Origin of the sequence: Desulfatibacillum aliphaticivorans DSM 15576, from assembly GCF_000429905.1 — a bacterium.
GTDB classification, from domain to species: Bacteria; Desulfobacterota; Desulfobacteria; order Desulfobacterales; family Desulfatibacillaceae; genus Desulfatibacillum; species Desulfatibacillum aliphaticivorans.
In genome coordinates this window covers 286,997-308,627 of sequence record NZ_AUCT01000001.1, presented here as the reverse complement: position 1 = coordinate 308,627, position 21,631 = coordinate 286,997, and the positions used below count along the sequence as shown (strand labels likewise).

The following is a 21,631-nucleotide window of genomic DNA, read 5'->3' as shown; positions in this document are numbered from 1 at the left end:
GTCCACTTAACAAGCCCGGGGCGTTGATGAACGAGCCAAACGAGAGTGGGATTGATCCCAAGCTGATTTCGGATGTGGTCATGCAGTTGAATATCGTCCGGAAAAACGCGGCGCTGTATCCGGACGGCCATCCTCAACTGAAAATGGCCATGGCCAGGGTGAGCACGGTCCTGAAGAAGTTTTTTTACGAGTCCGGCGGCCAGGATCTGGTCCTGGGAGTGGTGGGGGACGCCCTCATCCACGGACAGACCGAGCTTGCCCCCAACCTTGCCGCCCACGCCGAGTTCGCCTCCTTTCTCCATGACAGGTCGGTGCTTTCCCTGACCATCAAAAAGGGGCTTACCAGCAGCGAGTTGGTGACGGTGGGCCGCATCATGGGGGAGGACCTCCTGCCCGGCGCCGCGTCCGTGAGCCTCGCTGACATTCTTTCGGCCGAAGGCGTGGTCAATCTGACCGTGTCGCAGCTGGATTACGAAAACCTGCAATTCACCGAAGACCTGGACGCCCCGGATGAGGAGGAGGAAGGCCGGGACCCGGAGGAAAGCGGCTGGAAAGGCTACGTGCGCGGGCTGCTGGGCCAGATTCCCCTGTACGACCGGGAAAGCGTGTCTCTCCTCAACATTGACGGCAAAGAGCTTGCCGAATTTTTAAATGAGCTGGAAGAGGACGCGGCGGTCAGCCTGTCCTACGCCAAGGTTGCGAAACAGTTTCTGAAGGAGTTGGCAGCTCCGGCCAGGGACGAATCCTCCGACTCACTGGTCAAAAAGAGCTTTGTGGACCTGATAAAAACCCTGGCCCCGGAGCCCCGGCTGGATTTTTTAAAGGAAGTCTTTGACTTTTCAACCAAGACGCCGCACATCGCCGCGGAAATCCTGCGCCGGCTTCCCGCCGCCATTTTGTTAAAAGCCATTGAAAAAATAAAAAAATCCAATCTCCAGGTCAACCCGGCCATTCTGGCTTTGGTGGATCAATTGGCGGCAAAAAGCTCGGAGGAGGAGGTCAACATCGTCCTTTCCGACCTTTCCCAGGAAGAGCGCAAGGAACTGGAAGCCAACGCCCAGTCCTTTTTGTCCATGGCCGGAATATCGGAGGCGGAAAAGCAAGGACCCACCATTGAGGGCGTCAGGCAGTTGCAGGCCTTCACCGCCAGGCAGATGGAAAACATTCCCGACGCGGGCCACTGGCAGCACGAGGAGTTGGAAGACCCTCTGCATACCAGCTTCCGGTTTGCGGAAATGCTTCTGGACTTGTTTGAAAAAGCCCCGGATGAAAATGAGGCCATGGATTTCGCCGAAATCCTCATGAGCCTGGCCTGGGAAAACCTCACCCTGGCCCGTTGGGACGTGTTGGGGCATATCTGGACCATCATGGAGGAGATTGCTGCGGACCATGAGCAGGACAAGGCCTTTTTAGGCCGGGTCCGGGCCAAGGTCACGGATAAATTCTGGGATACGGAAAACATTTCCTTTACGGCCGCCATCCTCCTGCAAAAAGGAATGGATGAAGCGGAGCCTTTGATGGAAATCCTGGAGCAAACCGGGCCCATAGCCGGAAACAGCCTGGTGGAAGCCCTGATCCAGGAGGACAACAAGTCCGTCCGGGGAATCCTTTTAAAGCTCATCTCCCACGCATACAGCCCGGCCCAGCCTTTCGTCCTGGAAAATCTGTACGACGACCGTTGGTTTGTGGTCCGCAACATGCTGGCCATCATCAAAACCGTGGGGGACGATAAAGCCGTGGACCGGGTGGAGGAACTGGCCGGGGAAGGCCATCCCAAGGTGCGTATCGAGGCTTTGCGCGCTCTCGCCAGGATCGGATCGCCCAGCCTGCGTTCCCTGATCCTCAGCGCCATTGACGACCCGGAGCATGAAATCGCCATGGGCGGCATATCCGTAGCCGGCCTGATTTTCGACTCCTTTGTCACGGAAAAGCTCATAGACATGGTCAAGGACCATCGCGCCAAAGATCCCCAGGCCCTTTCCCTGCGCATCCGGGCCATCAAAGCATTGGCCGAAATCAGGGACCCGGACGTGCTGGAGGACTTTTACGAGGTGGTCACCTCCAAGTTCCTCTTTGCAGGGCCGACATACGACCGCATTAAACTGGAAATTTTCCGCTCCCTGGAGCGCTTTCCCATAAACCGGCTGGACGACCTGATTAGCGCCGGTTTGCAGGATCATAACGTGGAAATTGTGGATATAGCAAAGAGACTGGCTGCAAGGCAAAAAAGGGCGCAGGCGATCTGATGAATATGAACTACACCGGCATGCAGACCAATCAACTGGATCAAATGGTTTCGTCCTTTGTCTCCAGCATCGTGGCGTCCATCAGGAACTCCCTGATTTACGATCCCAACCACTCCCAGGTGCAGCTTTCCATCACTCAGGCCCAGGAGAAAGCCTCGGGGATTTTTCAAAGCCTGCCCGAAATGATTTTTGTCTGCATTGAAAAGGAAATCCTTTTTGCAGGCAGGCCCATGAATAAAAAAGGCCTGCATTTTGTCAAACTGGCCGAGTTCATGCAAACCGTGGGCGTGCAGCGCCTGGTTTTTCTGCCGGGATTGAACGCCGACGAAATAAGGGAGTTCGTCCATAACGCCACGGCTCCGCCGCCCGAAGGCGAGGACGAGGCGCCCATCAACCTGAACAGCACCCGGTGCGTCCGGGTGGGGCGTTTGGTCACCCAGGCCAGGGCGGGAAATAAGCCCAGGGTGTCCCACAAAGCCCTGGTCAACCTCATGGTGCAAGGGACCCTGTCCCAGGAGGAAATCGCCGAACTGGAAGCCAAGGGACAGCAGACTCCCGGCGAGGAGCTCCGCGAGTTGGACGTCAACTTTCTGGAGCAGGCCCGGGACGCCATCAGTCAGATTTGCAACGGCACAGGACTTCAAAAGGCGAAAATCCGCAATTCGGTCATGAGCTTCATCCATTATTTTTTGAAATATGCCGACGATCTGCTGCCTCTTAAAACCCTGAAGGATCACGATCCCCTGACCTTCAACCATTCCCTCAACGTGTCGGTTTTGTGCGCGGCCCAGGCCCAGTTTCTGGACGCCTCCCCCGAGGTGTTCCGGGACGCCGCCCTGGCCGGGCTTTATCACGACTTCGGGAAGCTTCGCATTCCGGCCAAAGTGTTGAACAAGGCCGAGCCCCTTTCCGCCCAGGAAAAAATGATGATCTCCCAGCACTGCCTGGCGGGCGCACGCATTCTGGCCAAAAACCGCGACCTCCCGAGGGTGGCGGCCATTGCGGCCTACGAGCATCATCTGCATTATTCGGGCAAGGCGGGGTATCCCCGCTCCACCCGCGTGCAGACGCCCATGGCGATCAGCCAGATGGTCACCCTGGCGGATTTTTACGACGCGGCCCTGACCGACAAGCCGTATCGCCCGGCCAGAAGCATCGGCTTTGTCCTGGATCTGCTGCAAAAGCGCTCCGGCGCCCAGTTCGATCCGTACCTGGTGAACATCTTCTCCAAGGTCATCCACGCCTTTGCAAGGTAAGCGCGATTACCAGTGATAGACGGTAATCCTTACGTTTACGAATCCTTTTGCAGGCTTGTGAAATAAGCTGGCAACCACCTCGGTTTCCGGTTTGGAGGGCGCCGTGAATATCAGCCTGACGCTTTCCCATTCTCCTCCGTTTCCTTCCTCCGCCTCCTTTGAAATAACGGCATAACCCAATTCGCCAAGGTATTCCGACAGCTGGTTTTGTATATTCCCTTTTGACTCGGAGCTTTCATAATAGATGCTTTCGTAGCCCCTGGAATGCCCCCCTTTTGTTCCGTAGGAGTATTCCGTCTGAGTGCTGGGCGTCTTGGATATCACCGGCGCTTTCCGAATTATCCTGGAAGGGAAAGTCAAATAATATTTAAGGCTTCGCCGTTCCGTGTGAAGGTTGTCGGAAGACAAAAGGTTAATCTCCCACTGCAACGCCTGCACAAGGCAAAACAGCACGGCGATGATGAAAAATATCTTCTTTACAATTTTAACGCCCGGATTCCTGGGCGCTCTTCTTCGTATCAGTTCCATGCCTTCCCCCTATTTTTGTTGGGTAGGGCTTGCAGAGCCTTTGTTATGAAGGCAGTATCTTTCCAGCCTGAATAATGATCAAAGCCGAAAACATGTATGCGAAACCCAACAAATGATTTTTTGTCCCTATCACTTTATTCCACCCGTGCAGATTACGGGTAGCCCTGGCAGAGCAGTATCCTGCCAGGGTGCGGAGCACATTTAGTATTAAAGAAGACCTTTTGATAACGCGCTCTCCGCCAGATGCGGCTTTCAGACGTTTTACGTTGGCAGCATTTTCGTTCTTACAAAAATCATTTCATGTCCCCCCAAAATCTTGCCCGGTTAGCGGCCGCAACGGGGCGTCATCCCTTGGCGCCCGTCCCATTGAAAGAGGTAAGGGTAATGCCCACCAGCAAAGGGTGGCAGTGTCCGGCGGCGGATTTGCTCTCCTTAAGCGCTGTGCTTTGTCTGAACACCGACAAAATATGGAAAAACGCAATCCATCCCAAGGCGAAGAAAAGCAGGGCCGCGCCCATCACGATTCCCTGCTGAATGGTGACCATGCCGCCTGACAGCGGGGCGGCGGCGATAGCCTCGTTTTGCTGGGCCGCAATGGACGCAGGGCATTGGTCGGCCATGGTCCTCACCCAGTACAGAAAATCCTTTTTGGTGAAGTACTTGCCCGGGCATTTGGTTTTGCCCACGTCGCGGTGGAAAAAAAGGCGGTCGTCGGGTATTCCGAATTTGTTCTGCAGAGCGCGAACGGCATGTGCGATCACGGGCTTCATGTAGCCGGGAACCTCGTTGGTTTCGTAATTGCCCACAATGCAAAGGTGCAGCCCGGTCAGGTTGTATTTGACGTCCCGGACGGCCATGGCGTGAGTCAGAGCCAGGTATCTTCCCGTGGGCTCCAAATTGCCCAGTGGGATGTCCGTGCTTCCGTTGGACAGCACCAGGTGGTAGGCTGCGTCCCTCAGCCCTTTTTTCTTGTGATAGCGCTTAATGGACGCGTAATTGTCCGTCTTGGACGCCGTGTGATGAATGATGATGCTGTTGAACCTTGCTTCTTGAAACCAGGTCATGGCAAAAGCGATGATCACGGCCAGGGCTGCAATCAGCCACAGCAGCTTGTATTTTTTAACCGGACAGCAGGCCTTTGATTTTTCCTCCAAGAGTCTGCGATGAAATTCCCCGATGCTGATATTTCTATCCATGGCGTTATCTCCCTTGCCCCCCTCCCGCTGGTTTGTTCATTTTATCTGTTTGGTTGATCTCTAAATGTCGGGTGAACCTGCGCCTTGAACATTTCACACTGTTGCAAGGCTGTTGACGGCGCTTGGTTAAAAGGCGTTGATGTTTTTAGACGCCGGCGCAGAACCACCCGACCTACGTAAACGCTGTATGATATCAGATGGTTATGTAGGTTGGATGGTTCTGCGCAAACCCCGTTTTTAATAAGCCGAGGCGGTTTCAAAAGTCTCTGATCAATATTGCGCCAAAAACGATCAACGCAGGTTCATCCAACAGACTCCTTTCTGTCGAGCCGGGGCGCCCGACGAAGGAATTACGCGCCCCAATACGCGGTTGACAGGCCCCCGGCCCAACAAGCCAAAGGCTCGCGGCTATAACTCCACCGCGTACCAGTCTATGTTGCGGGTCAAATACATGGTCAGGCCCAAAAGCACGGCCAACCCGGCTACGCCCGAAACCAGGGAGTAATCCTCCAACTGCAACAGAATGAACAAATACCCGTATAAAACCGCATAGACCCCGCCCACGATCAGGGCGAATTTTCTGCTTTTCAGCACGCTGGAGGAATATCCTGTCACCAGAATCATGACTGCAATGCACGAGGCCAGATAGGCGCCGCCAAAGGCGATGTGCTCGGACACGGAAACCAAAAGCAGGTAAAATATGACGATGGCCATGCCCACCAATGCGTACTGGATGGGGTGGATGCGCACCTTGGTTATGACCTCCACCAAAAAGAAGCCCACAAAGGTGATGAGGATGAACAAAATGGCGTATTTCAAGGCTCGCTCCGACTGCTGGTAGGCATCGGCTGTGTTGATGAATTTTACGCCGAAACTCGAGGAGTTGACAGTGTACGATCTGTCCGTCCAAGCCTGGGGATAGTCCCTATTCAGGTCCAGGATGTTCCAGGAAGCGGTGAACCCCGGGTCCACCTTCCTTTTACTGGGCAGGAAGGCGCCGAAAAAGCTGGGGCTGGACCAGTCGGATTTTAGATGGACAGACGTTGTTTGTCCTAATGGAATGAATTGCAGGGCGTAGCTTCCATTGATGTCGATTGCAAAAGAAAAGGTGTAGTTGTCTTGCGATGCATTCGCTTCAATAGGCGATGAAATGCCCGTTTGAAACACATCCAGGGAGGACAGGCAGGGGTCCATGTTCAAGGCAACCTTGTTGAATTCGCCTGAAACCCGCCTGGTCACCCCGCGCATTTCGGATATTCCGATTTCAAGGCTTGCCTTGTCCCACTCCACGGTCTGGGGATTAACGCCCAGTTTTTCCAAATCGAATTTTTTAAATGCTCCGGTAAGATTCAGGGTGGAGTTGTAAACCACCGCTTCGTATATGCCTCTGGACAGGGTCATGGGTTTGACCTCCCCGCTGATGTTAAGCTCGTTTGGCAGAAAATGCGCTTTGTGGTGCGTGTAGTATGTTCTGGGTTCGCCCTTGGCGTTGGTGTCCCGGTGAAGGACCTTATAAGGCAGGGTGATGAAAGGTCCGCACAGCATTTGTGCATTGCCCCATTTGGAGGATATTTCGTCCACCGCCTCCATGCGGCGGCCGGACCTTTCGTTGATCAATCCCGAGATCAGACCCGTTGGGATCATGAGCAGAAAAATCAGGACGATGATGGTTATCATTTTAACGGTGGCCGGGCTGATTTTCCGGTTTTGATCAGGCAATTCTCCTCTGTAATCCTCCATGTCTCCTCCCTGTTTTTATTTGGTTTATTTAATTTTGCGGCGCGTCCCTGGCTTTGCTCCCAAGACGGGCTTTCTCCGCATCATTTTCCGGTTGCGCGCCCATACCAGGAGAGTGAGCAAAACCTTTCTGGGAAAGTGCGAAAAAGCCGAAGCATAGATTATTCCCTGGAATGTGGTCATGAGCGCCTCCTTGTTTTGGGAAGGGTATAAATGAAAGGTGTGCAGGCATGATGGAATCCATGTGGAGAGGCGTGGAAAAAATGTGCAGAATTTGTGCAATACGTCTTAATAGCCTGAAATCATGTTTCTTTTGCTTGGATTATCATCGTTTTACCGGGCTTGTAATGTAAAGCGGCTTGGCTTATGATAGGCAGCCAATAGAGGTTATGCACTCAATTATCGGGAACGGCCTTTTTTCAATTGCTTAAAACGATTGATGCAGCCAGTAACGATTCAAACGGCTAAGCAGCGGCCCAAAAACTCCCTCCCCCTTGACGGGGGAGGGCTGGGGTGGGGGTGACCTTTTATCCGGGGTTTTTTCTAAATGGCGAGGAGACCTCGCAACTACGCCCCCCCATCCTGTCCTTCCCCCGCCAGGGGGGAAGGGACCAAGATTCCGGGACTTTCGCAGTAAGCCAGGGCTAAGCCGCATACTAAACAATGGGCTTTCAATCTTTTATCATTCCTGAAACTTGAGTCATGTCCTATAAACCAAGCCGTTAAGGGAGAAAGACCATGGCCAAGGCCCCGACCATTATGGTGGTGGATGACGACGCCCATATCAGGGAAGTGGTGGGATTCGCTCTTAAAAAGGAGGGATTTCAAACCATCCAGGCCAAAGACGGCTTGCAGGCCGTAAAGATGTTTGCGGAAGCCGCCCCGGACCTGGTCATCCTGGACATCCTCATGCCCGAAATGGACGGCACCGAGGTGTGCAAAAAAATCCGGGCGGACTCGGACGTTCCCATCATTTTTCTTTCCTCCAAGGACGACGAAATCGACCGTATTTTAGGCCTGGAACTGGGGGGCGACGACTACGTGACCAAACCTTTCAGCCCCCGGGAGCTTATTGCAAGGGTCAAGGCCCGGTTGAGGAGAAGGCTGACCGAAGCCAAGCCCGCGGTTTCGTTGCAGGAAAAACTGGGCGCCATTCTGGAAAAAGGCCGCCTGCGCCTGGACGTGGACGCCCATATCGTGTCCTGGGATTCCGTCCGGGTGGAGTTGACCCACCGGGAATTTCGGATTTTGCAGACCCTCATGGGCTATCCCGAGAAAATTTTCACCCGGGAGGAGTTGATCGACGGCGCCTACGGCCGGGATCATTTTGTCAGCGACAGAACCATTGACAGCCACATCAAGTCGGTGCGGAAAAAGCTGGCCGCCGTGGGCGGAGAAGCCATCCGCACCGCCCACGGGGTGGGGTATCAATTAGGGGAGTGCACATGAAACTGGGGCGGCCCCGGCTGAGATCCATCCTGCTGGTTGTAAACCTGGTGGTGCTCTTGCTGCCCTTGGGCGGGATCGCGGTTTTTCGGCTGTACGAAACCGAGCTGGTCAAGCAGACCGAAGCCAGCCTTATCGGCCAGGGAACCCTGGTGGCCTCCATGTTCCGGGTGGAAATGGCCCGCCAGTTCGACCTGGCCCTGGATCAGGGCGAGGCCTGGGATCTGGCTTACGGCAATCCCTTGGACCCGCAATTCACCCCGCGGGAAAAAGACGTGTACGACCCTATCCCGCCCCGGCTGGACATCGCAACCGAGCCTATCCTGCCTCAAGGCAGGGACGCGGTTCCGCCCCAACATCCCCCGGATATTTTCGCCAAAGCCGCGGGCGACGCCATCATGCCCGTCATCATATCGTCCCGCAACACCACGCTGACCGGCACCAGGGTTCTGGATTACCAGGGGACCGTGGTGGCGTCCTCGGGCACGGAAATGAACGAGTCCCTGCTGGTGCGGGAAGAGGTTCCCAGAGCCTTGAAAGGCGAGCACGTGAGCCTGCTCAGGGAAAGGGAGCAGGACCCTTCCATCGGCAGGCAAAGCCGGGTGCGGGTGTTTGTGGCCATTCCCGTCATATACGGAAACCGGGTCTGGGGCGCGGTGGTGCTTTCACGCACGCCCCTGGACTTGAATAAAGGCCTGTACCTGATTCGGTGGCATCTTTTGGAAGCCGGCGCCATTTTGCTTGGCGTGGTCCTGCTGGTGACCACCCTCACCACCCTGGCAATAAGCCGGCCCATGAAAAGGCTGGTCCGGCAGGCCGAGCAGGTTGCGTCAGGCGGGGAGGGCGCAGCGCCGCTCAAGCACCCGGGAACCAGGGAGGTTGCCCAGTTGTCCGAAGCATTGTCCGGCATGGCCGCAACCCTCTCTCAAAGGGCGGAGCAAACCCGCGTCTTCGCCAATAACGTGTCCCACGGTTTCAAAACGCCCCTTACCTCCCTTTCCGCCTCGGTGGAGCTGTTGCGCGATCCTGACCTGGACATGAGCGACGAGGAAAGGGCGCGGTTCCTGGAAATGATGGAGTCGGACATCACACGCCTGGATCACCTGGTGAAGCGCCTCATGGAACTGGCCAAGGCGGACACGACCGAGCGTAAAGGCGAAACCGTGGACGCGATTCTTGTTTTGGAATCCCTGGAGGAAAAATATCGGAACCAGGGCCGGGACATCTCCGTGTCGCATAGCGGAAACATTGGCAAGGTGGGCATGGCCAGGGAATCCCTGGAGTCCATCCTGGTCAATTTGTTGGAAAACGCCTGGTTCCACGGACCGGAGGACGTGCAGGTTTGCATGGAGGCCGGCGTGGATTTTGAGGACGAAGAGGAAAGGGTGGTCATCCGGGTTTCGGACAACGGTCCGGGCATCTCTCCCGGCAACGCCTCCCGGGTTTTCAACCCCTTTTTCACCACCGCCGCCCAAAGCGGAGGCTCGGGCATGGGACTGTCCATTGTGGCCTCCCTGGTGAAATCCCACGGAGGAGCCATCACCCTGGATCAGGACGCCCCCGGCGCCTGCTTTGTCATCTCCCTGCCGCGTATGCCTGCTTAATTCCCTGTGACGGCAGCTTGTTCGGGCTTGCCACAATTTGATTGCCAAGTCCTCTTTTACCTTCGCGTTGGATATATAAAGAGTTGATCAAGGACCGTCCCAAAAGGATCTAAGAATGCGAAATCATGATACTTGACCATTAGTTTTTATCTCGTTAAAAAAATATTGCTGAATCAATGATACTGAAAACTTGATTTTCATTTGTTACACAGGTCAACAATCTCTTGGAGAACTGCCTCCTGTAATTTTTGCATCCAAAAGATCGATCCGAGGATCAGAAATGGCCGAATTTCGTGAGATATCAAATGAGCAGCTTACTGAAATAATTGATCAACATAGCCTATGGCTGGAATCAGGTGGCAGGCAAAGTGAACGCGCCAATTTCCAATTTGCCGACCTCCATGGAAGGGATCTCGTAGGTGCTAACCTGTATTGTGCCGATTTCCAACATGCCAATCTCAGAGAAACCAACCTCCAAGACACAAATTTTAAAGAAGCCAATCTCCAAGAGGCCGACTTATTCGGGGCAAGCCTCCATAAAGCCAATTTGCTGCAAACCTCCTTGAAAAATGCCAATTTGTCGAAAAGTAATCTCCAGAATAGCATACTCTCATATTCCAACCTCAGTGGCGCCAACCGCCAAAGGGCTGATCTTAGGGAAGCAAACTTGCAGGAAGCTGATATGCGAAACGCTAGATTGCAGGGAATCATGTGTTTGAGCGCCGACTTCAAAAAAAGCTGGAGGGCGACCCGTTGAACAAAACCGAAAAGGAATACTACTCACGAACGGTAAAAAGGAAAGTTACGGCGCTCGCTAACTCAGACCTGCACAGTTTAGCCAGGAAATTGCTGGAACAGTGACGGGGATGGGGGCGAATTCATGTTTGACCTTTGAAATTTCACGGAGGCCTTGGACTGTTACGGCGCCGCTCGCTCCCCGGGTCCCTGAGGGACTGTATACGGAAGAATCACTCATTCCAAAGCATGCATTTTTTTCTCGACGCCAGGGGCTCTCTGAATTATACTGTTTTTCCATAAAGCGTTGGATCAGCCGTTAAATGAGCAGGCCATTTTGTCATGACTGATTACTTCCCCCCATGTATAGGTACTGACGGCGCCCATTTATAGACAATTTCCCCCCTATTTGTTTTCAATTTGATGTGTTGCCTTGTATTTTTTTGCATGGGAGCCGCTATGTATTGCATGGAGGACAGTCATGAAACGCACTATTCAAACCAAACTCGTCGCCAATATTCTTGCTTACTTATCCATTGCCATGGTTATTTTTTTGTTTGGCGCCTATAAGATGTCTCACGGGGTGGTGGATGTCTTTCTTAGCGACCTGGCCAGATCCTGTGCGGACAGAATGGCGATATCCCTGGAATACCCCATGAAGCAGCAGGACCAGGAAGGCGTTCTTCGGTTGCTTGGGGCTGAAACCGTGGAAAAGCGGAATTACGCCATTGTGGTGAAATCCGGCGCCGGAGGGGATGTTTTTGCGGGGGTTCTCCGGGGAGAAAACGATGAAACATGGCGGCCCATCACGGATGAAAGCGCCATTGTGGAAGAATGCGTCAAGCAAAGCAGAAACATCGGGTCGAACGGGGCGGAGCTGGGCGTCGTCGACTACTATGTATCATTGCGTTACAAGGCTGCAAAGCTCCGTTACATCCTGGCGGTTATCGTTTCTCTCACATTGATTCTCACAAGCGTTTTATTGGTGAGCCTGTTTTTTGCCTTCCGCAGGGTTGTGGTCCGCCCACTGAAGAAAATATCCGCGGGCATGGAGAACATCGCACAGGGAGAAGGCGACCTGACTGCCAGGATGCACATAGAAACTGATGACGAACTGGGCGATTTGGCCCGGAACTTCAATATTTTCACCGAGAACACGCAATCACTCGTGGCGCAGGTCAAGGAAGTCTCCCAAACCCTTTCCGCCTTTACTATACAAATATCGTCCACGGCTTCCGAGCTTTCGGCCAGTTCGGCGGAAACCTCCAGCACCCTGAGCCAAGTCAGCACCACGGCGGAGGAAATCAAGCAGACCAGTATGGTTTCCAATCAAAAGGCCGACGGCGTGGCGCAAAAAGCCGAAGAGGCCGCCCGGATTTCCAAGGAAGGAGAAAGCGCTTCCAGGGAAGCCATGGAAGGGATGCAGCGCATCAAGGACGAGATGCAATACATCGCCGAAAGCATTATGAAACTCTCGGAGCACTCCCAGAGCATCGGGGACATCATCGGCGCTGTGAACGACCTGGCCAACGAATCCAACCTTTTGTCCGTGAACGCCTCCATTGAGGCGGCCAAGGCCGGGGATTTCGGAAAAGGCTTCGGTGTGGTGGCCCAGGAGGTCAAATCCCTGTCCGATCAATCCAAGCAGGCCACGGGGCAGGTCAAAGCCATCCTCAGCGATATTCAGGCGTCCACCAGCAAGGCGGTCATGGCCATGGAGCGGGGCGCCAAGGCCGTGGAAACCGGAGAGAACCTCTCGGCCAGCTCCGGCAACGCCATTCGGGTTCTGGCCCAAAGAGTGGAGGAATCCTCCCAATCCGCCGCACAGATTTCCGCCTCCAGCCAGCAGCAGCTCATGGGTTTGGACCAACTTACGGCGGCCATGGAGAGCATCAAGCATGCCAGCGCCCAAAACGCGGAAGGCGCCCAGCAGCTGGAACAGGCCACGGCGGAGCTGCACGACCTGGGCGGCGCCTTGAGAAACCTGGCGGATAAATTCAAGGTGGACTAAGTCGGCGCCGGATGCATCGCCTGGCGGAACCAGGGTTTTATTTTGGAACGGCGGAATTGAGCATCCCCGGATGTTGCGCGCAGCGCCGTCTAAAAAGTTTTTGCGGAGCTTTTTACAAAAAGCGACCCGCCGGAGGCGCAGTTACTCTTTTGTTTTCTACCTTCCGAACACGCTTTCGCCGGGCTTGACGACTCCCTTGGGCATGGAGGGGACGGGATCACCGCCCAGGACGTAGCCGCCGTCAAGACGGAGGACGCTTCCGGTCATGAAGGGGGCGTCGTGGAGGAGAAAGCGCACGGCCTTGATGACGTCGTCCATCACTCCGGTTCTGCCCAAAAGGGTATGGTCCAGGATGGCCTTTTTCTGCTCATCCGATAAGATTTCCCACCCCCTTGTGCCCGGCCCGTGGCGGGTTTCAAACAATCCCAGCATGATTTCGTTCACCCGCACCTTGGGCGCGGCCGTCCTGGCCCAGGTTTCGGTGAGGGAGGATACGGCCCGGTTGGCGGCGGCGTAGCCGTCGTTAAAGACCAGACCGGCCGGTCCGCTGCGGCCCGTGACCCCCGCAATGGAAGAAATGTTTATGACCAGCCCGTCTCCCGACTCCACGAGATGGGGCAGGGCGGATTCAAAGGCCCAGCGTTTGGCCCGGAGAGTCGTCTCCATTTCCAGGTCCCACTGGTCCTGGGTGTAATGGCCGTGGACGATGGGCCAGCCGCCCCGCTCGATATTGTTAACCAGGACGTCGAGCCGGCCAAAGTGCCTGGTTACGGTGCGGACCATGGCGGGGATGTTTGACTGGCTTTCCAACAGGTTGTTTTTTAAAATCAGGAAAGGCGCCCCCGAATTTTTCAGGTCGTGCTCAAGTTTGGGCAGGGAGTCCTCCCAGTCAAAATAGTTCACGGCCACGGCCATTCCCTGGCTTGCCAGGTCCAGGGCCAGGGCCTTGCCGATGCCTTTGACGCCTCCCAAAACCAGGGCTGTTTGACGGGGCGCGTTCATGGGGTTTCTCCTTGAAATTATTTGTTAAAGCCAGGCTAAAGCCCGGCGGGGGGCGCCATATATCCAGGGCTGGAATTCTATGCCCCCCATATCTTGCGGGAACTTTGTTGCGATCCGCATTTGCTTGCCTTATTAAAATTCGGGGTGTTACCCTTCGGAATTGAGTTCCATAGGCGCGTTGAAAAGCGCGTGCGCCGCCCAACGGACGGCCAGGTGCAGCAACAGCGTCTCATCCGCCTGGACCTTGCTGATTATCTCATCCCCAATGTCTTCGCATGAAGCCAAGGTCCCTTGTTCCAAGCGCTCTCTGAAGCGGTCCAGGTCGTAACAAGCCAGACGGAAAACCTGCTGGCCTTTGAGGTCCAAGGGGCCGGGTCCGGCGGCGGCTTTAAGCCCGATCAGTTCCATGAAAAGATCGTTGAACCGGTTGAACGGCTCAAGGCCCTGGTTGCGGACCCATTCACCGGCGGTCCACTCCTTACCGCTTGCAAATCCCTGGCAATGGGATTCTTGTAATACAAAATAGCGTTCGGTCTTCAGGCCTGTGTTTCTGTCCCGGGAAGCCAGGCGCACCAAGGGGTAGGTCCTGCACGATCCCGGCCGGTCCTCGTACACGGTGCATCCCTCGGGGGATACAAAGGGACAGATGAAGTTGTTCGCCCCGCTTACTTTGAGGGTGACGACCGGCAGGCCGGTCTGGGGACCCATGTGGCCCGTTGTATATTGCTCCAGGAAATCCGTGGAGTGGAGGCCGAAGTGGTTTTTCAGCCTCATGATGTCGTAGGGCGTCAAAAATTGGTTAAGGTCCCTGCAGCACTGGTTGAAGCAGGGAACCTCCGGGTGGCAGGCGAACACAAAGACGTCTTCCGGTCCCAGAGGGGCTAAAGGCGTGGCATCCGGTTGGGGCATGATCGGCTCCTTTAAGGGATTGAAACAAAATGCCTCCGTCCGCAAGCGGCCGGAGAGGCACAGATTCCAATATGCCGTCGTGAAAGTCAATGCTTAAACTTTAGTAGGCTGCTGGGCGGACAGCCCGGGGCCCACGCCCTGGTCGGCCGGGAGCAGGCGCGGCTGATAAAAAGGCTGAGCCTGTTCCGGCCTTTGGGTGCGGCGGGGCGTTGGAAAAGCAGGTGCGGCGTGCGCGGGAGGCATTTGCGCATTTTTTCACAAACTTGGTGGAGGGGTGAAGAAATTTTTCACAAGCATTGAAGAATATTTTCACAAGCCCTCACAAACTTTTCTTGACAAATTAAAATGCAGGTGCTTAAACCGGTATGTTTGTTTTTTGGGAGAAGCTCAACGAGTTTCTTAACCAATTTGAATTATTTAAAAAAAAGCAATGGATACCTTCTGGACAGGAAACGGATCCAATTGCGACACAAGAAGTACAAGCCGAATCTTAAAGTAAATTGGCCGGATAGCGCCGAAAAACTTGAGCGGCGAGGGAGACGAAAAAAGCGCGGACATAAAGATCCGGCGCTGCTACCCGCATAAAATTATAGGAATACGCATATAGGAAGAATGAAGGAAGGGAGGTGCTGACTAAAACTTAGGATTTAACGGCGGGGTTTTAGGAGAGCTGACAACGCTTGGCCCTGCCTTGGCAATTAGTTGAGTGTATCTGCTGACAACGTGAACTTTAGGAGGTATAGTTTATGCCGAGTTTCGTAATTCAAGAAAAATGTGACGGCTGCAAAGGTGGCGAAAAGACCGCATGCATGTACATCTGCCCCAATGACCTGATGGTCTTGGATCCCAATGCCATGAAGGCTTACAACCAAGAGCCCGATCAGTGCTGGGAATGCTTTTCCTGTGTCAAGATCTGCCCGACCCAGGCTATCGAAGTGCGCGGTTACTCCGACTTTGTGCCTCTGGGAAGCTCTATTATGCCAATGATGGGCACCGAAGATGTTATGTGGACCTGTAAGTTCCGCAACGGAACCGTCAAACGCTTTAAGTTCCCCATCCGGACCACTGCTGAAGGATCCGCCAACGCTTATCTGGACCTGCAGGGCAAGGACATTGATTCCGAACTGCTGTCCACCGAAGAAGCCGATGGCATGGTAATGGCTGGCCCCACCGAACTGGCCTAGTTCGGACTTTGGAATGCAGTGAATCTGAACTTTAAAGTAACATCGAATATTCGACCCTTTTTTAAGGAGGAACAATATGGCATTACCGAACAAACCTCTGGGAGAACTCAAGGCGGACCTGAATCCTGAAGTAGAAGAGCGGGAAGTTGACATTCTGATCGTGGGCGGCGGCATGGCTGCTTGCGGTACCGCTTTTGAAATCAAAAAATGGGCTGCCGACAAAAGCATCCTGCTTTGCGATAAAGCTGCTATGGAACGCTCCGGCGCTGTTGCGCAGGGCCTCTCCGCCATCAATACCTACGTGGGAACCAACTCCAAGGAAGATTACGTCCGCATGGTTCGTAACGACCTGATGGGTCTGGTCCGCGAAGACTTGATCTTTGACCTTGGCCGTCACGTGGACGATTCCGTCCATCTGTTCGAAGAATGGGGACTTCCCGTTTGGAAGAAAACCGACGACGGAAAGAACCTGGACGGTAAAAAAGGCCAGAAGATGGGCACCCTGAAGAGCGGCGCTCAGCCGGTCCGCACCGGTAAATGGCAGATCATGATCAACGGCGAATCCTACAAGAGAGTCGTCGCTGAAGCCGCCAAGCTCGCTCTGGGCGAAGAAAACATCCTCGAGCGCGTGTTCATCGTTGAACTCGTTCTCGATGCCAACGAAGAAAACCGCATTGCCGGCGCAGTGGGCTTCTCCGTCCGCGAAAACAAGATCTACATCATCAAGTGCAACACCATGATGGTGGCTTGCGGCGGCGCCGTCAACATCTACCAGCCCCGGTCCGTTGGTGAAGGTAAAGGCCGCGCCTGGTACCCCGTATGGAATGCCGGCTCCACGTACACCATGTGCATGAAGGTGGGCGCCGAACTCTCCATGATGGAAAACCGTTTCACCCCGGCTCGCTTCAAAGACGGTTACGGCCCTGTCGGCGCTTGGTTCCTGCTGTTCAAAGCCAAGACCCTCAACGGCTTGGGCGAACCCTACGCCGGATCCGATGCAGCCAAGGCTGAGTTGGAAAAATACGCTCCTTACGGAACGGCCGCCATCACCCCGACCTGTCTGCGTAACCACCTGATGCTGTTCGAGATGAAAGAAGGCCGCGGCCCCATCATCATGGACACCGTCACCGCTCTGGCAACTCTGGGCGAAACCATGGACAAGAAAGAACTCAAGCACCTCGAATCCGAAGCTTGGGAAGACTTCCTGGACATGACCTGTGGACAGGCCAACCTGTGGTGCGCCACCAACACCGAGCCTGAGAAGAAAAACTCCGAAATCATGCCCACCGAACCTTACCTGTTGGGCTCTCACTCCGGCTGCTGCGGCCTGTGGTGCTCCGGCCCTGCAGAAGACTGGGTCCCCGCTTCTTACAAATGGGACTACAACGGCGTTGTCTACAACCGTATGACCACCGTTAACGGTCTGTTCACCGCTGGCGACGGCGTGGGCTGCTCCGGTCACAAGTTCTCCTCCGGCTCCCATGCTGAAGGCCGTATGGTTGCCAAGGCTATGGCTCGCTTTGTGAAGAACAACGCCGGCTTCAAACCCGCTCTGAACAAGTCCAATGAAGAGCTGGTCGACCTGGTATGGAAACCCGTCAAGGTCTTCCATGAGTTCTCCGCTTACACCACCGCCGTCGACATCAACCCCAACTACATCAAGCCTGCCGGCATGGCTCTCCGTCTCATGAAAGCTACCCATGAGTACGGCGCTGGAACCGCTACGTTCTATCAAACTTCTTCCAAGTCCCTGGAAGTGGTGATGGATCTTCTGGAAACCATGCGCGAAGACTGCGAAAAACTGGCTGCCGGCGACCTGCACGAACTGATGCGCGCCTGGGAAATCTACCACCGCATTTGGACGGTGGAAGCTCACCTGCGTCACATCCAGTTCCGTAAAGAAACCCGCTACCCCGGCTTCTACTATCAAGCCGACTACCCGGGCCAGGACGACGAAAACTGGTTCTGCTTCGTCAATTCCAAGTACGACCCCAAGGCCGGAACCTGGGAATGCAAGAAAGAAGACTACATCAAGATCATCAGCTAGTACCCATGCTGTTTGATTGACATTCACCTCCAGGCGTTCTTTGCGACGCCTGGAGGTTTTTATTAAGTATACCCCAGAATTTTAGCGCATATGTTTTTTGTGCACGGAGGGATAGCATGACAACAGACACTGCGGCTCGTGCCAGCGGAAGCATTTTAGTGGTGGGAGGGGGTATCAGCGGACTGACCACGACCCTCGAAGCCGCCGAAGTGGGGTACGAGGTCTTTTTGGTTGAAAAGAACCCGTATCTCGGCGGGAGAGTATCTCAGCTGAATCAGTATTTTCCCAAGCTATGTCCTCCCACATGCGGACTCGAGATCAACTTTCGCCGAATCAAGGACAACCCCGGCATCAAAACCTTCACCCTGGCCGAAGTGGTCAAGGTCTCGGGCGGTCCTGGCGACTATGACGTGGAAATAAAGCTGAATCCCCGGTATGTTAACGAAAACTGCACTTGCTGCGGCGAGTGCGCGAAAGCGTGCCAGATCGAAGTGGATAACGATTTCAACTTCGGCATGGACAAAACCAAGGGGGCTTTCCTGCCTCACGAAATGGCCATGCCCGCACGCTACATGATCTCACCCAAGATCATTGGAACCGAGGATGCCAAACGTTGTTTGGAAGCTTGTAAATATGACGCCGTTGACCTCGAAATGGAGCCCAGAACCATTAACCTTAAAGTGGGCGCCATAGTGTGGGCGACGGGTTGGGAACCCTACGATGCTACCAAGATCGACAATCTCGGTTTTGGACAGTACGACAACATAATCACAAACATGATGCTGGAGCGTCTGGCCGCCCCGAACGGACCTACAAAGGGTCAGATCGTTCGGCCTTCGGACAACACCGCGCCTGAAAGCGTGGCCTTCGTCCAATGCGCCGGCTCCAGAGACGAGAACCACCTGCCCTACTGCTCCTACATCTGCTGCATGGCTTCCCTGAAGCACGCCTGCTACATCAGGGAGCAGTATCCGGACGCTAAGATCTACATTTTCTACATTGATCTCCGTGCACCGGGCGACAGGTACGAGAAGTTCTACAAGAAGGTCAAGGAAGACGAAAACGTATTTTTCATCAAGGGCAAAGTAGCGGAAGTTTCCGCCGATGCCTCAGGCGATATCACCGTGACCGCAGAAAACGCCGTCACCGGGGAAAAGGTCTCCCAAACCGTGAGTATGGCGGTTCTGGCAACCGGTATGCAGCCTTCCGCAGCGCTTAACAAACTTCCGGCTGATCTCAAATACACGGATGATGGTTTCATCATCAATGATTATGCGGCTGGTGGAATGTTTGCTTGTGGATGCGCCGCCCAACCGGCTGATGTGGTGTCTTCGAACCAGAATGCAACTGGCATGGCTTTGAAGGCCATTCAAACCTTGGTGAAGAGGTAGGAGGTAATCCATGGACAAGAAGTTCGGTTTCTATATCTGTTCTGGATGCGGAATCGGAGACGCCCTTGACATTAAAGGTCTGATCGAGGAAGTCCCCGAAGAGGAGGGCTATTCCAATTGCAAGACCCATCCTTTTCTATGCAGCCAGAGCGGTGTGGACCTCATCAAGAAGGACGTGGCTGATGGGGTCAACACCATCGTGATCGGCGCCTGCTCCCGCAGGGTTAACTGGGACGTTTTCAAGTTTGATAACTGCATTGTTCAGCGCGTCAACCTTCGTGAAGGCGTTGTGTGGTCCCATAAAGACCTTATCACCGACGAAGAGATTCCCGAAGACGAGCCTAACAACCTGCAGATGATGGCTGAAGACTATCTCCGCATGGGCATGGTCAACGCCGAAAAAATCAAGCTGCCCGAACCTTATCAACTGGAAGAAGGCACAAACAGGAAGATCATGGTCATCGGCGGCGGCATCACCGGCATTTCCGCGGCTCTCGACGCTGCAGCCGTCGGCTACGACGTGACCATCGTGGAGAAGGAAGATGCTCTGGGCGGCTGGGCCGCCAAGGTGCGTAAGCAGCTTCCCATGGCGTATCCTTACGAGGAACTCCAGTCTCCCATCATTGGAAGCCTGATCGCCAAAGTAGAGGAAAATCCCAAAATCACCGTAAAGACCGGCACAGTGGTCGCTCGTATCGCCGGACAACCCGGCGACTTCACCGTGACCCTGAAAAAGCCCGGCGAAAAAATTCCTTTTGACGTGCCTTATCCGCTGCCGGATGAAATGAAGGTGGATGAGAACGGAAAAGAGCTGGACAACGATGCTCTGGCCGTCAAGTACAAGGAATACAACGAAGGAAGGCACGACATCCTGAAGCTGGACCCCGACGGAGAAAAATTCGGCGCCGTGGTTCTGGCCGCAGGTTGGAGACCTTACAAACCTGCGGAAGGCGAATTTGCGCATCTGGGCTTCGGCGTGGAAGAAAACGTCGTCACCAACGCCCAGTTTGAAGAAATGGCCGCCAAGGGCAAGATCGTCACTGCGGACGGCCAGGCCGCCAAAAGCGTGGTCTTCGTGCAAAGCCCGGGACAGGGCGACGACTCCGACTTCCCCTATGCTTCTTCCGTGACCAGCCTTGTTTCCCTGAAACAGGCCAAGTACGTCACCGAAGACTATGAAGACGGAAAAGCCTTTGTGTTCTATCAACACATGCGCACGCCCGGCCTGTCTGAAAACTTTTACAAGAGCATTCAGCAGACCCCCGGCATCTTCCTGACCAAGGGCGAGGTCGTCAGCGTATCCAAAGGCGACGCAGGCCTGATTGTGGAAGCGGACAACACCCTGTTGGGCGAAAAAATCCAGGTCAAGGCCGACCTGGTGGTTCTGGCCACCGGCATGGTGCCCGCCACCAAGGACGATCCGGTCGTCAACCTGGCTTATCGCCAGGGCCCGGCTTTCCGCGACATCGGCCTGTTCAACGGCTACTGCGATTCTAACTTCATCTGCTTCCCTTACGAAACTCAGCGCACCGGCATCTACGCCGCCGGCGGCGTGAGGCGCAGCCTCACCATGGCTGAGTCCGTGGAAGACGCCACCGGCGCCGCACTCAAGGCCATTCAGTGCCTCGAGTCCACCGACCGCGGCGTATCGGTTCATCCCCGTTCCGGCGATAAGACCTTCCCGGACTTCTTCTTCCAACGCTGCACCCAGTGCAAGCGCTGCACGGAAGAATGCCCCTTTGGCGCCCTGGACGACGATGAAAGAGGAACGCCCAAGCCCAATCCCACACGGTGCCGCCGTTGCGGAACCTGTATGGGCGCTTGTCCCGAACGCATCATCGGCTTTGCGGACTACAACATCGACTCCATCGGCTCCCAGGTCAAGTGCATCAAGGTTCCGTCTGAAGACGACTTCGACGAACCGCCCCTGCGCATCCTGGCTTTGGTCTGCGAAAACGACGCAATGCCGGCTCTGGACATCGCAGCCATGAACGGTCTGACCTATAACCATCAGCTTCGTATCATTCCTGTGCGCTGCCTGGGTTCCGTGAACGTGATCTGGATCAAGGACGCATTGTCTCAGGGCATGGACGGAGCCATCCTCATCGGGTGCAAGCATGGCGACGACTATCAGTGCCATTTTGTCAAGGGCTCTGAACTGGCCGACATTCGTATGAAGAAAATCGGCGACGCCCTTGCCAGCCTCGCACTGGAACCGGAACGTGTGACCCAGGTCCAGGTAGCTATTGACGAATACGACAAGCTCCCCGGGATCATCAACAAGTTCTGTGAGGAAGTCGAAGATCTTGGACCCAACCCGTTCAAGGGATTCTGATTTA

At 54.8% G+C, this 21,631-nt stretch carries 15 protein-coding genes; 10 read left to right on the top strand and 5 right to left on the bottom strand.

The window, feature by feature from the left end; genetic code table 11:
• Positions 1–26: 26 nt before the first annotated feature.
• On the top strand, positions 27–2,246 hold the full coding sequence (locus G491_RS0101380) for a HEAT repeat domain-containing protein (protein WP_028313310.1): 2,220 nt from the start codon (positions 27–29) through the stop codon (positions 2,244–2,246).
• Positions 2,246–3,502, top strand: a complete 1,257-nt coding sequence (locus tag G491_RS33180) for an HD-GYP domain-containing protein (RefSeq protein ID WP_012610713.1) — start codon at positions 2,246–2,248, stop codon at positions 3,500–3,502. The genes G491_RS0101380 and G491_RS33180 overlap by 1 nt, the downstream gene beginning before the upstream one ends.
• A 6-nt stretch (positions 3,503–3,508) precedes the next feature.
• On the opposite strand, the gene G491_RS0101370 is transcribed toward G491_RS33180, so the two are convergent.
• The 3 genes from G491_RS0101370 to creD form a co-directional block, all read right to left on the bottom strand.
• Positions 3,509–4,030 (bottom strand): hypothetical protein, encoded by a 522-nt coding sequence (locus G491_RS0101370; RefSeq protein WP_028313309.1) that lies wholly within the window; start codon positions 4,028–4,030, stop codon positions 3,509–3,511.
• A gap of 344 nt (positions 4,031–4,374) precedes the next feature.
• On the bottom strand, positions 4,375–5,226 hold the full coding sequence (locus tag G491_RS0101365) for a peptidoglycan recognition protein family protein (protein ID WP_028313308.1): 852 nt from the start codon (positions 5,224–5,226) through the stop codon (positions 4,375–4,377).
• Positions 5,227–5,634: 408 nt separating this feature from the next.
• Positions 5,635–6,966, bottom strand: a complete 1,332-nt coding sequence (creD, locus tag G491_RS0101360; RefSeq protein ID WP_028313307.1) for a cell envelope integrity protein CreD — start codon at positions 6,964–6,966, stop codon at positions 5,635–5,637.
• Positions 6,967–7,701: 735 nt separating this feature from the next.
• Here creD and G491_RS0101350 point away from each other — a divergent pair.
• The 4 genes from G491_RS0101350 (at position 7,702) to G491_RS28955 (ending at position 12,759) form a co-directional block, all read left to right on the top strand.
• Complete coding sequence (locus G491_RS0101350; RefSeq protein WP_028313306.1) at positions 7,702–8,412, top strand: response regulator transcription factor; 711 nt, start codon at positions 7,702–7,704, stop codon at positions 8,410–8,412.
• Positions 8,409–10,013, top strand: coding sequence for a sensor histidine kinase (locus G491_RS0101345; RefSeq protein WP_028313305.1), 1,605 nt, complete (start codon positions 8,409–8,411; stop codon positions 10,011–10,013). The genes G491_RS0101350 and G491_RS0101345 overlap by 4 nt, the downstream gene beginning before the upstream one ends.
• Positions 10,014–10,293: 280 nt before the next feature.
• Entirely contained in the window at positions 10,294–10,770 is a 477-nt protein-coding gene (locus tag G491_RS0101340; protein ID WP_035217284.1) for a pentapeptide repeat-containing protein, read from the top strand.
• A gap of 459 nt (positions 10,771–11,229) precedes the next feature.
• Entirely contained in the window at positions 11,230–12,759 is a 1,530-nt protein-coding gene (locus G491_RS28955; protein WP_051326946.1) for a methyl-accepting chemotaxis protein, read from the top strand.
• Between the two features lie 156 nt (positions 12,760–12,915).
• Here G491_RS28955 and G491_RS0101330 read toward each other — a convergent pair whose 3' ends face one another.
• Entirely contained in the window at positions 12,916–13,761 is an 846-nt protein-coding gene (locus tag G491_RS0101330; RefSeq protein WP_028313303.1) for an SDR family NAD(P)-dependent oxidoreductase, read from the bottom strand.
• 147 nt (positions 13,762–13,908) lie between these two features.
• Entirely contained in the window at positions 13,909–14,670 is a 762-nt protein-coding gene (locus tag G491_RS28950) for a YkgJ family cysteine cluster protein (RefSeq protein WP_035217278.1), read from the bottom strand.
• Positions 14,671–15,416: 746 nt separating this feature from the next.
• Here G491_RS28950 and aprB point away from each other — a divergent pair.
• The 4 genes from aprB (at position 15,417) to G491_RS0101305 (ending at position 21,627) form a co-directional block, all read left to right on the top strand.
• The gene (gene aprB, locus G491_RS0101320; protein WP_012610702.1) at positions 15,417–15,854 is read left to right on the top strand and encodes an adenylyl-sulfate reductase subunit beta; all 438 of its coding nucleotides are present in this window, start codon (positions 15,417–15,419) and stop codon (positions 15,852–15,854) included.
• 76 nt (positions 15,855–15,930) lie between these two features.
• A complete protein-coding gene (aprA, locus tag G491_RS0101315) occupies positions 15,931–17,901 on the top strand; it encodes an adenylyl-sulfate reductase subunit alpha (protein WP_012610701.1) in 1,971 nt (656 codons plus the stop codon).
• A gap of 116 nt (positions 17,902–18,017) precedes the next feature.
• Positions 18,018–19,292: a CoB--CoM heterodisulfide reductase iron-sulfur subunit A family protein gene (locus G491_RS0101310; protein ID WP_028313302.1), complete on the top strand. Its 1,275-nt coding sequence runs from the start codon at positions 18,018–18,020 to the stop codon at positions 19,290–19,292.
• 10 nt (positions 19,293–19,302) lie between these two features.
• Positions 19,303–21,627 (top strand): FAD-dependent oxidoreductase, encoded by a 2,325-nt coding sequence (locus G491_RS0101305; RefSeq protein WP_028313301.1) that lies wholly within the window; start codon positions 19,303–19,305, stop codon positions 21,625–21,627.
• Positions 21,628–21,631: the final 4 nt, after the last annotated feature.

Excerpts from the sequence above, each read along its gene's own strand:
- aprA (WP_012610701.1), top strand. The coding sequence starts at position 15,931 with ATGGCATTACCGAACAAACCTCTGGGAGAACTCAAGGCGGACCTGAAT.
- G491_RS0101365 (WP_028313308.1), bottom strand. The coding sequence starts at position 5,226 with ATGGATAGAAATATCAGCATCGGGGAATTTCATCGCAGACTCTTGGAG.
- G491_RS0101340 (WP_035217284.1), top strand. The coding sequence starts at position 10,294 with ATGGCCGAATTTCGTGAGATATCAAATGAGCAGCTTACTGAAATAATT.
- G491_RS0101380 (WP_028313310.1), top strand. The coding sequence starts at position 27 with ATGAACGAGCCAAACGAGAGTGGGATTGATCCCAAGCTGATTTCGGAT.
- G491_RS0101370 (WP_028313309.1), bottom strand. The coding sequence starts at position 4,030 with ATGGAACTGATACGAAGAAGAGCGCCCAGGAATCCGGGCGTTAAAATT.
- creD (WP_028313307.1), bottom strand. The coding sequence starts at position 6,966 with ATGGAGGATTACAGAGGAGAATTGCCTGATCAAAACCGGAAAATCAGC.
- G491_RS0101350 (WP_028313306.1), top strand. The coding sequence starts at position 7,702 with ATGGCCAAGGCCCCGACCATTATGGTGGTGGATGACGACGCCCATATC.
- G491_RS0101310 (WP_028313302.1), top strand. The coding sequence starts at position 18,018 with ATGACAACAGACACTGCGGCTCGTGCCAGCGGAAGCATTTTAGTGGTG.
- G491_RS0101345 (WP_028313305.1), top strand. The coding sequence starts at position 8,409 with ATGAAACTGGGGCGGCCCCGGCTGAGATCCATCCTGCTGGTTGTAAAC.
- G491_RS0101330 (WP_028313303.1), bottom strand. The coding sequence starts at position 13,761 with ATGAACGCGCCCCGTCAAACAGCCCTGGTTTTGGGAGGCGTCAAAGGC.
- G491_RS28950 (WP_035217278.1), bottom strand. The coding sequence starts at position 14,670 with ATGCCCCAACCGGATGCCACGCCTTTAGCCCCTCTGGGACCGGAAGAC.
- G491_RS0101305 (WP_028313301.1), top strand. The coding sequence starts at position 19,303 with ATGGACAAGAAGTTCGGTTTCTATATCTGTTCTGGATGCGGAATCGGA.
- aprB (WP_012610702.1), top strand. The coding sequence starts at position 15,417 with ATGCCGAGTTTCGTAATTCAAGAAAAATGTGACGGCTGCAAAGGTGGC.
- G491_RS33180 (WP_012610713.1), top strand. The coding sequence starts at position 2,246 with ATGAATATGAACTACACCGGCATGCAGACCAATCAACTGGATCAAATG.
- G491_RS28955 (WP_051326946.1), top strand. The coding sequence starts at position 11,230 with ATGAAACGCACTATTCAAACCAAACTCGTCGCCAATATTCTTGCTTAC.